This window comes from Nocardia ignorata NBRC 108230 (genome assembly GCF_001612905.1).
Lineage (GTDB): Bacteria > Actinomycetota > Actinomycetes > Mycobacteriales > Mycobacteriaceae > Nocardia > Nocardia ignorata.
On the sequence record NZ_BDBI01000012.1, the window covers coordinates 262,012 to 276,064 of the forward strand.

The 14,053-nt window shown below is 67.9% G+C and carries 14 protein-coding genes; 1 reads left to right on the top strand and 13 read right to left on the bottom strand.

Going from position 1 to position 14,053, the window contains the following annotated elements; all coding sequences use genetic code 11:
* Window position 1: 1 nt before the first annotated feature.
* The 11 genes from nuoK to NI2_RS12475 all read right to left on the bottom strand — a co-directional run bounded on the left by nuoK (window position 2) and on the right by NI2_RS12475 (window position 11,180).
* Window positions 2–301 (bottom strand): NADH-quinone oxidoreductase subunit NuoK, encoded by a 300-nt coding sequence (gene nuoK, locus NI2_RS12425; protein WP_067489925.1) that lies wholly within the window; start codon window positions 299–301, stop codon window positions 2–4.
* Window positions 298–1,113 carry an NADH-quinone oxidoreductase subunit J gene (locus NI2_RS12430; protein WP_067489928.1) on the bottom strand — a complete coding sequence of 272 codons (816 nt, stop codon included), beginning with the start codon at window positions 1,111–1,113 and terminating at the stop codon, window positions 298–300. Before NI2_RS12430 ends, nuoK begins: the two co-directional genes overlap by 4 nt.
* Entirely contained in the window at window positions 1,110–2,897 is a 1,788-nt protein-coding gene (gene nuoH / locus NI2_RS12435) for an NADH-quinone oxidoreductase subunit NuoH (RefSeq protein ID WP_067489931.1), read from the bottom strand. Before nuoH ends, NI2_RS12430 begins: the two co-directional genes overlap by 4 nt.
* Complete coding sequence (locus NI2_RS12440; protein WP_084476398.1) at window positions 2,890–5,349, bottom strand: NADH-quinone oxidoreductase subunit G; 2,460 nt, start codon at window positions 5,347–5,349, stop codon at window positions 2,890–2,892. Before NI2_RS12440 ends, nuoH begins: the two co-directional genes overlap by 8 nt.
* Window positions 5,346–6,668: an NADH-quinone oxidoreductase subunit NuoF gene (gene nuoF, locus NI2_RS12445; RefSeq protein WP_067489935.1), complete on the bottom strand. Its 1,323-nt coding sequence runs from the start codon at window positions 6,666–6,668 to the stop codon at window positions 5,346–5,348. Before nuoF ends, NI2_RS12440 begins: the two co-directional genes overlap by 4 nt.
* The gene (gene nuoE / locus NI2_RS12450) at window positions 6,665–7,414 is read right to left on the bottom strand and encodes an NADH-quinone oxidoreductase subunit NuoE (RefSeq protein ID WP_067489938.1); all 750 of its coding nucleotides are present in this window, start codon (window positions 7,412–7,414) and stop codon (window positions 6,665–6,667) included. The genes nuoF and nuoE overlap by 4 nt, the downstream gene beginning before the upstream one ends.
* Window positions 7,411–8,724, bottom strand: a complete 1,314-nt coding sequence (gene nuoD, locus NI2_RS12455; protein WP_067489941.1) for an NADH dehydrogenase (quinone) subunit D — start codon at window positions 8,722–8,724, stop codon at window positions 7,411–7,413. The genes nuoE and nuoD overlap by 4 nt, the downstream gene beginning before the upstream one ends.
* Window positions 8,724–9,479, bottom strand: coding sequence for an NADH-quinone oxidoreductase subunit C (locus tag NI2_RS12460; RefSeq protein ID WP_084476376.1), 756 nt, complete (start codon window positions 9,477–9,479; stop codon window positions 8,724–8,726). Before NI2_RS12460 ends, nuoD begins: the two co-directional genes overlap by 1 nt.
* Window positions 9,476–10,030: a NuoB/complex I 20 kDa subunit family protein gene (locus tag NI2_RS12465; RefSeq protein WP_067489943.1), complete on the bottom strand. Its 555-nt coding sequence runs from the start codon at window positions 10,028–10,030 to the stop codon at window positions 9,476–9,478. Before NI2_RS12465 ends, NI2_RS12460 begins: the two co-directional genes overlap by 4 nt.
* Before the next feature lie 10 nt (window positions 10,031–10,040).
* Window positions 10,041–10,421, bottom strand: a complete 381-nt coding sequence (locus NI2_RS12470) for an NADH-quinone oxidoreductase subunit A (protein ID WP_067489946.1) — start codon at window positions 10,419–10,421, stop codon at window positions 10,041–10,043.
* 357 nt (window positions 10,422–10,778) lie between these two features.
* Window positions 10,779–11,180 carry an Rv3143 family two-component system response regulator gene (locus NI2_RS12475; protein ID WP_133734114.1) on the bottom strand — a complete coding sequence of 134 codons (402 nt, stop codon included), beginning with the start codon at window positions 11,178–11,180 and terminating at the stop codon, window positions 10,779–10,781.
* Window positions 11,181–11,361: 181 nt separating this feature from the next.
* On the opposite strand from NI2_RS12475, the gene NI2_RS12480 reads away from it, so the two are divergent.
* Window positions 11,362–11,628, top strand: coding sequence for a hypothetical protein (locus NI2_RS12480; protein WP_067489949.1), 267 nt, complete (start codon window positions 11,362–11,364; stop codon window positions 11,626–11,628).
* Between the two features lie 235 nt (window positions 11,629–11,863).
* Here the strand turns inward: NI2_RS12480 and NI2_RS12485 are convergent, their stop codons facing one another.
* Entirely contained in the window at window positions 11,864–13,033 is a 1,170-nt protein-coding gene (locus NI2_RS12485) for a hypothetical protein (protein WP_067489952.1), read from the bottom strand.
* A 154-nt stretch (window positions 13,034–13,187) separates the two neighbouring features.
* Complete coding sequence (locus NI2_RS12490) at window positions 13,188–14,045, bottom strand: LysR family transcriptional regulator (RefSeq protein ID WP_067490379.1); 858 nt, start codon at window positions 14,043–14,045, stop codon at window positions 13,188–13,190.
* Window positions 14,046–14,053 lie beyond the last annotated feature (8 nt).

Consider the following 14,053-nt stretch of genomic DNA (forward strand, 5'->3'; position numbering starts at 1 on the left):
GTCAGAACTTCAGCAGGTTGGCAGCGTCGACCGAGGTCGACCGGCGGGCACGGAAGATCGTCATGATGATCGCCAGACCGACGACGACCTCGGCGGCGGCCACGACCATGGTGAAGAAGGCGATCACCTGACCGTCGAGGTCGCTGTGCAGCCGGGCGAAGGTGACGAAGGCCAGGTTCACCGCGTTGAGCATGAGCTCGACACACATGAACACCACGATCGCGTTGCGCCGCAACAGGACTCCGGCGGCGCCGATGGTGAACAACAGCGCGGACAGGAACAGGTAGTTCTGAGGGTTCACCGCTTGCCTTCCTCGTCGGCCGTCGGGTTGTCGCCGCGTGCCGCGCCCGCCGCCAGGAACAGCGCTTCTTCGTGGGCGCGGGTGCGGCGGTGGCGCAGGATGGTGCTCACCGAGTGTTCGGCGTAGGAGCCGTCGGGCAGCAGGGCCGGGCTGTCGACGGCGTTGTGCCGGGCGAAGACGCCCGGTGTCGGCTGCGGGGTGGCGCGTTCACCGCCGGTGCGGAAACGGTCACGTGACATCTCGCGCTGACCGCGGCGCGGCGTGAAGTGTTCGCGGTGGGCCAGCACCATGGCGCCGATGGTCGCGGTGATGAGCAGGGCGCCGGTGAGTTCGAACGCCCAGACGTAGCGCAGGAAGATCAGCTCGGCGAGTTCGGCGATCACATCACGGTCACCGAAACCGTTGCCCGCGAAGCGGGTTCCGTCGCCACCCAGTGCCGACCCGATGCCGCCGATGAGCAGGAAGCCGAATCCGAGGCCGACGATCGCGGCCGCGATGCGTTGCCCGCGCAGGGTTTCGCGCAGTGATTCGGCCGAGTCGACACCGACGAGCATCAGTACGAACAGGAACAGCATCATCACCGCGCCCGTGTACACCACGATCTGCACCACTCCGAGGAACAGGGCGTCCTGGGCGATGTAGAACACGGCGAGCGCGATCATGGTCGCGGCCAGGCACAGTGCCGAGTGCACGGCCTTGGCCGCGGTCACCATGCCGAGCGCGCCGAGCACGGCGATGGGGGCGAGTACCCAGAACAGCACGGCTTCCCCGGTGGAGGTGGCGGCGATGTCGGCGGCCAGCAGGGTGTTCATCGCAGGACCTCCTCTTCGGACGCCGCGGGCCCGACGCGACCGAGGTAGTAGTCGGCGGCGTCGGTGCCGGGCGCCATCGCGTGCGGCGGAGCGACCATGCCGGGCTCCATCGGCGCCAGCAGCCGGTCCTTCTCGTAGATCAGGTCCGCGCGGTTGTCGTCGGTGAGTTCGTATTCGTTGGTCATGGTGAGCGCCCGGGTGGGGCAGGCCTCGATGCACAGGCCGCAGCCGATGCAACGCAGGTAGTTGATCTGGTACACGCGCCCGTAGCGTTCACCGGGGGAGAACCGTTCGTCCTCGGTGTTGTCGCCGCCTTCGACGTAGATGGCGTCGGCCGGGCACGCCCAGGCGCACAGTTCGCAGCCGATGCATTTCTCGAGGCCGTCGGCGTAGCGGTTGAGCTGGTGGCGACCGTGATAGCGCGGGGCGGTCGGCACCTTCTGTTCCGGGTAGAACTCGGTGTTGGGCTTCTTGAACATGGTCGCGCCGGTGACGGCGAACCCGGCGAAGGGATCGAGCAGACCGATCCTCGGTTCGGCATCGGCGGTGCGCGGCGGGATCGGCGGTACCGGGAAGCCGAGGAATACCGGCGAGCTCGCGGGTTCTTCCGGCAGCGGCGGCAGTCCCTTCGTGCGGCCTGCCCGCACGAACATGCCGATCAGCCCGAGGGTGACGACGATGCCGGTGCCGACCAGGATAGGTGTCTGCCCGGGAATGCCCTCGATGTCGAGCACCCGTGCACCGGCCACGACTATGACCCACACCAGCGAGGTGGGGATGAGCAGTTTCCAGCCGAGGTTCATGAACTGGTCGTAGCGCAGGCGGGGCAGGGTGCCGCGCAACCAGACGAACACGAACAGGAACGTCCACACCTTGGCGGTGAACCACAGCACCGGCCACCACCCGGAGTTGGCGCCCTCCCACAGGCTGATCGGGAACGGTGCGCGCCACCCGCCGAGGAACAGGGTGGTGGCGAGCGCGGAAACCGTTGCCATGTTGACGTATTCGGCGAGCATGAACATCGCGAACTTCAGCGAGGAGTACTCGGTGTGGAAGCCGCCGACGAGCTCACCCTCGGCTTCGGGCAGGTCGAACGGTGCCCGGTTGGTCTCGCCGACCATCGCCACGCAGTAGATCAGGAACGACGGCAGCAACAGGAAGACGTACCAGGTGCCCTCCTGGGCGGTGACGATGCCGGAGGTCGCCATGGTGCCCGAGAGCAGGAACACCGTGGCGAAGGTCAGTGCCATCGCGATCTCGTAGGAGATCACCTGTGCGGTCGAACGCAGGCCGCCGAGCAGCGGATACGTCGAGTTCGACGACCAGCCGGCCAGCACGATGCCGTACACGCCGATGGAGGTGATGGCCAGGATGTAGAGCACGCCGACGGGCATGTCGGTGAGCTGCAGCGCCGTGCGGGTGCCGAAGATCGACACCTCCGGGCCGAACGGGATCACCGCGAACGCCATGAACGCCGGGATCACCGAGATGATCGGTGCGAGCACGTAGATCGGCTTGTCGACGATGGCGGGGATGATGTCTTCCTTGAGCGCCATCTTCACGCCGTCGGCGATCGACTGGAACATGCCGCCCGGTCCGACCCGGTTGGGACCGACCCGCATCTGCATCCAGGCGACGACCTTGCGTTCGGCGTACACCGCGACCAAGGGGACGAGCATCAGGTAGACGAACACCGCCAGCGCCTTGACCACGACCAGCCACAGCGGGTCGGTGCCGAAGACCGGCCCGGCGTCGGCCGCGAGGAGTAGCACGCGATCACTCATGGCGGTGTTCCTTCATCCTGTCGTCGGCGCGGCGCAGACGCACCACGGCGCCGGGCGTCACGCCGAGGGTGGTACCGACCGTGCAACCGGGTGAGTGCAGCGGCAGCCACACCACCCGGTCGGGCAGATCGGTGATCATCAGCGGCACGGTGATCTCGCCACGGTCGGTGGCGACGATGATGTGGTCGGCGTCGTCGGCTTCGATCTCGGCGGCGGTGGCGGCCGAGAGCCGGGCGACCGGTGGTCGCGCGACACCGGCGAGGTTGGGTTCGCCGTCCTGCAGGCGACCGGCGTCGAGCAGCATCCGCCATCCGGCCAGCACCGCGGTACCGGGACCGGGCGTGGGTCTGGGGTGGCTCGAGAATTCGGGTGCGTCGATCGGCTCACCGCTCCAACCCCCGAGAGCGTCGAGTTCGGCGCGGGCCGCGGCGGCATCGGGCAGCGCGATCGGGACACCCATTTCGGCGGCCAGGGAATGCAATACGCGCAGGTCCGACAGGGGTGCGGCGACGCGGCGTGTGGTATCCAAGGGTGCGGCCGCGAACGGACGCGGTCTGCCTTCCCAAGTGCGGAAGGTGCCCGCCTTCTCGACGACGGTGGCAACGGGGAACACGACGTCTGCGCGTTCGGTGACACTGCTGTGGCGTTGTTCGAGGCTCACCACGAACCGGGCGGCATCGATCGCGGCCAGGGCCGCGGTGGGGTCGGGTAGGTCGGCGGGATCCACGCCGCCGATCACCAGTGCACCGAACTGGGCCGCGCCCGCGAGGATCGCCGAGGTGTCGCGCCCGGGACCGTCGGGTAGTTCGCCACTCTGCCAGCGGTGACGAACCTGCTGGCGCGCGGTCGGATCGACGACGGGCCTGCCACCGGGCAGCAGACTGGGCAATGCGCCTGCTTCGAGCGCTCCGCGTTCACCGGCCCGACGTGGCACCCAGGCGAGCGCGGCGCCGGTGGCCTCGGCCAACCGGACCACCGCCGACAAGGCGCCCGGGCTGCCTGCGAGCCGTTCGCCAGCCATGACGACCGCGCCGGGCGTGCGTAGCAGGTTCATGAGTTCGGCCGCGTCCGGTGAGGTTTCGCCCAGCACGGCGTCGAGGGCCTCGGCCTCGGCGCACGGCGGGGTCTGGATGAGGGCACCGGAGAGTCGTTCGAGCCCACGAGAAGCGAACGGCGCCAACGACACCACCCGCAGACCTCGAGTGCGCACGGCTTTGCGCAGGCGCAGGTAGACGATCGGTGATTCCTCTTCGGGTTCGAAACCGACCAGCAGCACCGCGGGCGCTTTGCTCAGCGCCGTGTAATCCACGTCGATGCCGCGTCCGGCGACGCACGCGGCGAGGAACTGTTCCTCCTCCTCGGAGTGCACGCGGGCGCGGAAGTCGATGTCGTTGGTGGACAGCACCATTCGCGCGAACTTGCTGTACGCGTAGGCCTCTTCCTCGGTGGCGCGCCCACCGACCAGCACACCCGCGTTGCCGATGGCTGCCTGCAACCCGGTCGCGGCGGCGGCGAGAGCCTGGGGCCAGGAGGCGGGGGCGAGCACACCGTCCCAGCCACGCACCAGTGGGGTGGTGAGGCGGTCGCGTTCGGTGGCGTAGGCGAAGGCCCAGCGGCCCTTGTCGCAATTCCATTCCTCGTTGACCTGCGGGTCGTCACCGGCCAAGCGCCGCAACACTTTCCCGCGCCGGTGATCGGTGCGTTGCGCGCAGCCCGACGCGCAGTGCTCGCACACACTGGGCGTGGAGACCAGGTCGAAGGGGCGGGCACGGAACCGGTAGGAGGTACCGGTGAGCGCACCGACCGGGCAGATCTGCACAGTGTTGCCGGAGAAGTACGAGTCGAGCGGTTCGGCCTGGGCGATACCGACCTGTTGCAGCGCACCACGATCCATCAGTTCGATGAACGGGTCACCGGCCACCTGCTGGGAGAACCGGGTGCACCGCGCGCACAGCACGCACCGTTCCCGGTCGAGCAGCACCGCCGACGACAGCGGTATCGGCTTCGGGTACGTGCGTTTCTCACCCTCGAAGCGGGACTCGGCGCTGCCGGTGGACATGGCCTGGTTCTGCAGCGGGCATTCGCCGCCCTTGTCGCATACCGGGCAATCCAGGGGGTGGTTGATGAGCAGCAGTTCCATCACCCCGCGCTGAGCCTTCTCGGCGACCGGTGAGCTGAGCTGGGTGCGCACCACCATGCCGTCGGTGACGGGGATCGTGCAGGAGGCCACCGGTTTGCGCTGGCCCTCGACCTCGACGATGCACTGCCGGCAGGCGCCGACGGGGTCGAGCAGTGGGTGGTCACAGAAGCGGGGGATCTGCACGCCGATCAGTTCGGCAGCGCGGATCACCAGGGTGCCCGCGGGGACCTGGATGGTGGTGTCGTCGATGGTGACGCTCACCAGATCGGCGGGCACCACCCCGGAGTTGTTGCCGGGTGCGATCGCTGTCATCGGGTCGCCTTTCCTGAGGCCCACGCCGTGGCGCGGGCCGGGTCGAACGGGCAGCCGCCGCGACGCTGATGCTCGAGGTATTCCTCACGGAAGTACTTCAGCGAGGAGAAGATCGGACTGGCCGCGCCGTCACCGAGCGCGCAGAACGATTTGCCGTTGATGTTGTCGGCGATGTCGGCGAGCTTGTCGAGGTCGGCCTCGGTGCCCTGACCCGACTCGAGCCGGTGCAGCAGTTGCACCAGCCAGTAGGTGCCCTCGCGGCACGGTGTGCATTTGCCGCAGGACTCGTGGGCATAGAACTCGGTCCAGCGCAGCACCGCCCGCACCACACAGGTGGTGTCGTCGAAGATCTGCAATGCCTTGGTGCCCAGCATGGATCCGGCGGCGGCGACACCTTCGTAGTCGAGGGCGACATCGAGGTGCTCGGCGGTGAACAGCGGTGTCGAGGAACCACCGGGTGTCCAGAACTTCAGGGTGTGCCCGGCGCGCACACCGCCTGCGTAGTCGAGCAGTTCGCGCAGGGTGATGCCGAGCGGTGCCTCGTACTGGCCAGGGCGGGCGACGTGACCCGAGAGGGAGTACAGGGTGAAGCCGGGCGACTTCTCGCTGCCCATCGAGCGGAACCAATCGGTGCCGTTGCGCAGGATCGAGGGCACCGACGCGATGGATTCCACATTGTTGACCACCGTCGGGCAGGCGTAGAGGCCGGCGACGGCGGGGAAGGGCGGCCGTAGCCGTGGCTGGCCGCGGCGTCCCTCGAGCGAATCGAGCAGGGCGGTTTCCTCGCCGCAGATGTAGGCGCCCGCACCGGCGTGCACGATCAGTTCCAGGTCGAAACCCGAGCCGAGGATGTCGTTGCCGAGGAATCCGGCGGCGTAGGCCTCGGCGACGGCGGCCTGCAGGCGGCGCAGCACTGGGACCACTTCACCACGCACGTAGATGAAGGCGGTGTTCGCGCGAATGGCGTAGGCGGCGATCACCACCCCCTCGATCAGGGTGTGCGGGGTGGCCAGCATGAGCGGGATGTCTTTGCAGGTGCCGGGTTCGGACTCGTCGGCGTTGACGACGAGGTAGTGCGGTTTGGTCGTGCCGTCGGGGCCCGGGCCCTGCGGGATGAACGACCACTTCATCCCGGTGGGGAAGCCGGCGCCGCCGCGTCCGCGCAGGCCCGCGTCCTTGACCGTTTGGATGACGTCGTCGGGCTGCATCCGCAGCGCGGCCCGCAGACCTTCGTAACCGCCTGTGCTGGAATAGGTGTCGAGCTTCCAGGACTGCGGACGATCCCAGTCTCGGCTCAGTACAGGGGTGAGTGTTGTCATCGCGCGCCCTCGCCGTCTCCGGAATCCGTTGCCGGGGAGCCTGTTTCAGGAGCCGAGGTCGCACCGTCGGCGATGCGCAATCCTGCCAGCGTGGGCTCGCCGGGAGCGCCCTCGAGGACACCCGGTCGTTCGTCGGGGAAGCCGGCGAGGATTCGCGCGGTCTCGCGGAACGTGCACAGCGGGGCGCCACGACTGGGCCGCACCTGATGCCCGGCACGGAGCGCGTCGGTGATCTCCATGGCCGATTCGGGGGTCTGGTTGTCGAAGAACTCCCAGTTCACCATCATCACCGGTGCGTAGTCGCAGGCGGCGTTGCACTCGATGTGTTCGAGGGTGACGGCGCCGTCGGGAGTGGTCTGGCCGTGGCCGATGCCCAGATGCTGTTGCAGCGCTTCGTAGATCGCGTCACCGCCGAGCACCGCGCACAGCGTGTTGGTGCACACGCCCACGTGGTAGTCGCCGGTGGGGGTGCGGCGGTACATCGAGTAGAAGGTGGCGACGGCGGTGACCTCGGCGCCGGTGAGCCCCAATTGCTCGGCACAGAAGTCGATCCCGGTGCCGGTAACATATCCGTCCTCGGCTTGCACCAGATGCAACAGTGGCAGCAGGGCCGAACGCGGATGCGGGTAGCGGGTGATGATGTCCTTGGCGTCGAGCTCGAGCCGCTGGCGAATATGCGGCGGATACGGCTCGGGCCGGACGGTGAGATTCAGCAGAACCGTTGGGCTCGCGGGCTTTTCGGTCATCGGTCTACCCCTCCCATGACGGGGTCGATGCTGGCGACGGAGGCGATGACGTCGGCGACCATGCCGCCCTCGCACATCGCGGCGACCGCCTGCAGGTTGGTGAACGAGGGGTCGCGGTAGTGCACCCGGTAGGGGCGGGTGCTGCCGTCGCTGACCATGTGCACGCCCAGTTCACCGCGTGGTGACTCGACGGCCGAATACACCTGCCCGGCAGGCACTCTGATGCCCTCGGTGACGATCTTGAAGTGGTGGATCAGCGATTCCATGGAGGTGCCCATGATCTTGCCGATGTGTTCGGGGGAGTTGCCGAGTCCGTCGGGGCCCAGTTTCAGGTCGGCGGGCCAGGCGATCTTCTTGTCATCGATCATCACCGGACCGGGGCGCAACCGGTCGAGGCATTGTTCGACGATCTTGAGCGACTCGCGCATCTCGGCCACCCGGATGAGGTAACGGCCGTAGCAGTCGCAGCCGGTGGTGGTCGGGATGTCGAACTCGTAGTTCTCGTACCCGCAGTAGGGATCGGACTTGCGCAGGTCGTGGGGCAGACCGGTGGCTCGCAGCACCGGCCCCGTGATGCCGAGGGCCATGCAGCCGGTGAGGTCGAGGTAGCCGATGTCCTGGGTGCGCTTCTTCCAGATCGGGTTGGCGCTGAGCAGGTGTTCCATATCGCGCAACCGGCCCGGCATGATGTCGAGGAGTTCGCGCACCTTGGTGACACCGTCGTCGGGCAGGTCCTGGGCGAGGCCGCCGGGACGGATGAAGGCATGGTTCATCCGCAGGCCGGTGATGGTTTCGAAGACGTCGAGGATGAGTTCGCGTTCGCGGAAGCCGAACAGCATCGGGGTGAGCGCGCCCAGTTCCATGCCGCCGGTCGCGAGGGCGACCAGGTGCGAGGAGATGCGGTTGAGCTCCATCAGCAGCACGCGGACCACGGTGGCGCGTTCGGGGATCTGCTCGGTGATGTCGAGCAGCTTCTCCACGCCGAGGCAGTATGCGGTCTCGTTGAAGAACGGGGACAGGTAGTCCATCCGGGTCACGAACGTGACGCCCTGGGTCCAGTTGCGGAACTCCAGGTTCTTCTCGATACCGGTGTGCAGGTAGCCGATGCCGCAGCGGGCCTCGGTGACGGTTTCGCCCTCGATCTCGAGGATCAGGCGCAGCACCCCGTGCGTGGAGGGGTGCTGGGGGCCCATGTTGACGACGATGCGTTCCTCACCGGCACCGTCGAGCACCTCGCCGACCTGGTCCCAGTCCTGGCCCGCCACGGTGACGACCCGTGGTTCGTCGCGGCGGAAATCGGTGTCGGTCATCAGCTGTAGGTCCTCCGCTCGTCGGGCGGCGGTATGCGCGCGCCCTTGTACTCCACCGGGATCCCGCCGAGCGGGTAGTCCTTGCGCTGCGGGTGGCCCCGCCAGTCGTCGGGCATGGTGATGCGGGTGAGCGAGGGGTGCCCGTCGAAGAGGATGCCGAAGAAGTCGTAGGTTTCGCGTTCGTGCCAATCGACGGTCGGATACACCGAGAACAGCGACGGGATGTGCGGGTCGGCATCGGGAACCGAGACCTCGAGGCGAACCCGGCGGCTGTGGGTGATCGACATCAGGTGGTACACGGCGTGCAGTTCGCGCCCGGCTTCGTCGGGGTAGTGCACCCCGCTGACGCCGAGGCACAGTTCGAAGCGCAGCGAGCTGTCGTCGCGCAGGGCGCTCGCCACGTCGACGAGATGTTCGCGGCGCACGTGCAGGGTGAGTTCGCCGCGGAAGACGACGATCTTCTCGATGACGGTGTCGAAGGCGATGACGCGGTGGGTGAGGGCGGCGCGCAGGGTGCCGACGAAGGCGTCGAACCAGCCGCCGTACGGGGGTGGCGTGCCGCCGGGCAGCACGACCGGGGTGACCAGGCCGCCGTAGCCGGACGTGTCGCCGGTGCCGTGCACGCCGAACATGCCGTGGCGGGTGCCGATCACCTCGTCCTCGGCCGGTTTGCGATGCTTGGGCGCTTCCGGGGTTTCCTCCGGAATGCCCTGCCCCGCAGTGCTGTCGGTGTTGTCTGGGGAGTCGAAGGTCATCGCAGCAGGCCCTCCATGCGGATGGTCGGGGTGCTGGCGAGCGCGGCCTGTTCGGCGGCGCGGATCGCTTCCTCGCGATTGACGCCCATCGGCATCTCGGCGATCTTGGCGTGCAACGCGAGGATGGCGTTGAGCAGCATTTCCGGGCGGGGCGGGCAGCCGGGCAGGTAGATGTCGACCGGGACCACGTGGTCGACGCCCTGCACGATGGCGTAGTTGTTGAACATTCCGCCCGAGGACGCGCAGACACCCATGGCCAGCACCCATTTGGGTTCGGTCATCTGGTCGTAGACCTGGCGCAGGACCGGTGCCATTTTCTGGCTCACCCGCCCGGCGACGATCATCAGATCGGCCTGGCGGGGCGAGGCGCGGAAGGCTTCCATGCCGAAGCGGGCGATGTCGAATCGTCCGGCGCCGGTGGCCATCATCTCGATCGCGCAGCAGGCCAGGCCGAAGGTGGCCGGCCACAGCGACCCTTTACGCAGGTATCCGGCGAAATCCTCGACGGTGCTCAGCAGGAACCCGCTGGGCAGTTTCTCTTCGAGACCCATTATTTCCCACTCATTCCCAGCTGAGGCCGCCGCGGCGCCATTCGTAGGCGTAGGCGACCGACACATTGACGATGAACAGCGCCATCGCGGCGAACCCGAACAACCCGAGGGCGTCGAAATGGACGGCCCACGGGTAGAGGAACACGATCTCGATGTCGAAGATGATGAACAGCATCGCGGTGAGGTAGTACTTCACCGGGAAGCGTTGGCCCCCAACATCTCCCGGCCCGCCTGCGATGGCGTGCGGTGTGGGCTCGATGCCGCATTCGTAGGGTTCGAGCTTGGCCCGGTTGTATCGCCTCGGGCCGACCAGCGCCGCCATGATGACGGAGAACACCGCGAACGCCGCGGCGATGGCGCCGAGTACGAGTGCGGGCACTTCGATGTTCACGACTGCACTTCCCCTCCTCGCTGGAGCAGGCCGTGCCGTGTGGCGCGGCCGCGGACGGCAGCTTTCGGCGAGACGGGGCCGACAACGTTGTCCGCCGAACCGGGGCCTCGCCCGCTGTGCAGCGATGGCGGAGCGTTATACAGAACCCGCGCTCGTGTGAGCTAGAGCACAGACTATCGCGGTTTCAGGGGTGCGCCGCGCGTTTCCAGGGGACTGTTTGATCGAATTCAGTACCGAGATTCATGAGCGAAACGGTGGTAATCCGCTCGGTGCACACACCACAGAACCACTGGGGTTACCAGTGGTTCTGTGGGGATGGGGGTGACGTCGACTATCCGACGGAACGGGACACTGCGCTCAGCGCGCGTTGAGCACGCCCGCGACCGCGCGGGTGAGCTGCATGGGGTCGATCGGGTGCGACACCGAGGCCTCGGCGCGCGACCAGTTGGCCAGCCAGGCATCGTCGGGCCGCCCGGTGAGCACGACAACCGGCGGGCACTGCTCGATCTCGTCCTTGAGCTGCTTGGCGATCCCGAGACCACCCGCGGGCACGGACTCGCCGTCGAGAATCGCGAGATCGATCCCACCGGCATCCATCTGCTCGATGACGACCGGCGCGGTCGCGACCTCGAGGTAGTCGAGCTCCGGTAGATCCGGCCGGGGGCGTGGCCCCAGCGCAAGAATCACCTGTTGACGGGTATCGGCGTCATTGCTGTAGACCAGCACACGCAGCGGGGTGGAACGATCTGATTCGGCCACAGACGGATCGTACGTCGGGTCGGCGGGCGTGGTGGCGGGTTCGGCCGAACAGCCGATATCCGAATCTCCCACCACCGCCCGCCTATTCGCCGGTGTGCTCCTAGCGGGCCGGCAGTGCTGGCGCGGACCGGCCGACCGTATTCGTGAACCTCGTAGCCTCTACGGACAGATCGGTGACGTGATGGCCGACGTGGTGCCCCTGGTTACCGATGGTGTGCGGCCACGCGGCGGTGGCGAGCTCGATCGGTTCGTCGACGCGCATGCCGGTGCGCGCGGGGAGCGAGATACGCGACGTTTCCGTGCGCAACTACTGAACGATGCGACCGACAGCGATCAGCGGATCCACCGGTATTGGACTTTGACAGAGCAGCTTCTCGGTGCGCGTATCACCGTGGGCCGCGCCCACAATTGGGTGTACCGGGCGCTGGTCGATTCCGTCGAGCGCTGACTGTGGGGCCTAGGGGAATCGAATCCCTAGGCTCGCATTGACATGAGGCGGCTGAATTGCGGCCGTGTGCCCGTCGATATTGCCCTTGCCCACCGGCAGCTATGCCTTCGCCGAGTTGCTAGCCGAGGAACTGGCGGCCCAGGATCGGCTGCCGGAGAACTCCTATCTTCGGCTCGGCGCCGATGGGAAGCTGCGGGGCGCAGCCTGCCGACCGCGACTGTGCGCTCACCGTCGGCTACCAGTTCCCGTCTTGAACTGCCTTGTCGCCCAATGGAATCACCGGAAGATCGTCTTCGATCGGCGGGCTCGGCTGTTCGTCGGCCAGCCAATTGCCGGTGGGTTCGACGGCGGCGAGCTCGGTGGCCGGGGCGAGGTCTTCGGCGTCGGCGGCGTAGTAGTCGAACCAGGGAAGGCCGTGTTCGGCGTAGGACTGCGCGGTGACGGGGGTGGAGGGGGCCGGTTCGCCGGTGATCTGTTCCCACTCGGCGGCGGAAGCCAGGTGGACGAAGATCCGGGCGTCGGCTTCGCGGCGGTAGTCGTCGACGGGGCGGTGGTCGGCGTAGATCTCCTGGCGCATCGTGCCGCCGGCGCCGATCCCCATCGATCTGGCTTGCGGGCGCGCGTGGCCCCGAGCTTTTCCGGCGGGGGCGCCGCGTGAGGCTCCGGACGGTCTGGGTGCGGCGGACGGGGCGGGCGCACTGCCGGGCGCTGCGGGAGGGGGCGCGCCGACCGGGCTTCCCGCAGGCGCACCTGCGACCGCGGCACCATACGGCGGGGCACTCACCGGCATCGGAGCGCTGTAAGCAGTTGTCGCCCAGGGTGGATTACCGCCCGGTAGAGGAGCTGGCAGATGCCGTGGGCGTGCCTGTTCCTGCTGCCTGCGCCAGATCGCCAGCGCCGTTTCGGTGAGCCCGTGCACCGCCAGCTGCACCCCACCCCACTGCTCGGTACCGGTGACCTGCCCTTCGACGGTCGCGCCGAGCCCCATCGGCACCGCGACGAACTGGCGCACGACACCGTCACCGGAGTTGATGCCGTCGAGCCACGGTTGGTCGGGCAGGGCGAGATAGTTCTGCGGGTCTTTGCCGAGCACGTCGCTCCACGGCTTACCCGACACCGCGCACACCTTGCCGACCGCCACCTTCAAGGCGGCCGGGGTGATGGCGCTGAATTTCAACCACAGGGCCTCGCGCTGATAGACCGGCAACATGACCCCGCCGCGTTCCCGCCATTCCTCGGGCACGGTGTCGGGGTAGTCGGCGACCCGCCTCAGCGGGAAGGTGCCGAGCCCCGGCGGCAACGGGTAGGTCCCCGTCTCGGGCAGCCGCAAAGTCCGCACGAATGTCACGCGCACCCCACCCGGTAGTTCGAGTGCGTCCCCGGAAAGTTTCACCTCGGTTGCCATGCCCCACCCCTTCATTCGACCGGATGACGATCCCGCCTTCTGCCAGACGACGGTACTCACCGCACAAGCGCCCGTCCACGGCTTCTTCGACCGGGATCGACCACCTGTCCGAGCACCACGGCTCCGATCGCAGACCGCCTCGGCGAACCCGTGATCACGGGCCGATGGCGGCGTGGAAGGCATCGGCGGGGCCTGTTTCGGCGGGGTCGATGAGGTGGGCGAGGAACAGGCGGGTGGTGAGGGTGGGGGTGGGGGTGGTGACGGCGTGCCAGGGGCGGTCGAGGGGGGTGCCGGGGACGTCGATGGTGTGCAGGGCGCCGGAGCGGAGGTGTTCGCCGACGGCGTCGGAGTGGATGAGGGTGATGCCGAGGCCTTCGCGGGCGGCGGCGATGACGGCGCCGTGGGAGCCGAGGGTGAGGGTTGGTGGGTCGATCTGGAGGCGGTCGAGCAGGGCGAGGGTGGCTTCGCGGGTGCCCGAGCCGGTGCCGCGCAGCAGCCAGGTGGTGTGGCGGGGGTCGGGGTTGTCGGTGCCGACGACGACCAGGGTGCTGGGGCGGCGTGCCTGGATGACCAGGCCCGCGTCATGGGGCGGTCGGCCGGCGATGACGAGATCGGTTTCGTGGTGCTGCAATTCGAGGAACAGCACGTCGCGCGGCTGGATCGACAGGCTCAGTTCCACATCGGGGTAGCGGCGGCGAAACGAGGCGAGTGGCCGCAGCACCACGGATTCGCCCGCGGTGGCCACGACGCCGATGCGTAATCGCCCGGCGTCGGCTTGACGGACGGCGGCGTGCGCCTCCTTCATCAAACCGAGGATCCCTCGGCAGTATTCGGCGTACACCCGGCCGGCTTCGCTGAGCGCGATACCCCGTCCTGAACGAACGATCAGTTTGGCGCCGAGCTGCTTTTCGACATGGGTGACGGCGGCCGAGACGGCGGCTTCGGTGACGTGGAGTTGTGCCGCGGCACGGCGGATGGATCCCAGGCGGGCGACAGCGAGGAAAGTTTCCATCCGACCCG

Excerpts from the sequence above, each read along its gene's own strand:
- NI2_RS12430 (WP_067489928.1), bottom strand. The coding sequence starts at position 1,113 with ATGAACACCCTGCTGGCCGCCGACATCGCCGCCACCTCCACCGGGGAA.
- nuoH (WP_067489931.1), bottom strand. The coding sequence starts at position 2,897 with ATGAGTGATCGCGTGCTACTCCTCGCGGCCGACGCCGGGCCGGTCTTC.
- NI2_RS12440 (WP_084476398.1), bottom strand. The coding sequence starts at position 5,349 with ATGACAGCGATCGCACCCGGCAACAACTCCGGGGTGGTGCCCGCCGAT.
- nuoF (WP_067489935.1), bottom strand. The coding sequence starts at position 6,668 with ATGACAACACTCACCCCTGTACTGAGCCGAGACTGGGATCGTCCGCAG.
- nuoE (WP_067489938.1), bottom strand. The coding sequence starts at position 7,414 with ATGACCGAAAAGCCCGCGAGCCCAACGGTTCTGCTGAATCTCACCGTC.
- nuoD (WP_067489941.1), bottom strand. The coding sequence starts at position 8,724 with ATGACCGACACCGATTTCCGCCGCGACGAACCACGGGTCGTCACCGTG.
- NI2_RS12460 (WP_084476376.1), bottom strand. The coding sequence starts at position 9,479 with ATGACCTTCGACTCCCCAGACAACACCGACAGCACTGCGGGGCAGGGC.
- NI2_RS12465 (WP_067489943.1), bottom strand. The coding sequence starts at position 10,030 with ATGGGTCTCGAAGAGAAACTGCCCAGCGGGTTCCTGCTGAGCACCGTC.
- NI2_RS12480 (WP_067489949.1), top strand. The coding sequence starts at position 11,362 with ATGGCCGACGTGGTGCCCCTGGTTACCGATGGTGTGCGGCCACGCGGC.
- NI2_RS12485 (WP_067489952.1), bottom strand. The coding sequence starts at position 13,033 with ATGGCAACCGAGGTGAAACTTTCCGGGGACGCACTCGAACTACCGGGT.
- NI2_RS12490 (WP_067490379.1), bottom strand. The coding sequence starts at position 14,045 with ATGGAAACTTTCCTCGCTGTCGCCCGCCTGGGATCCATCCGCCGTGCC.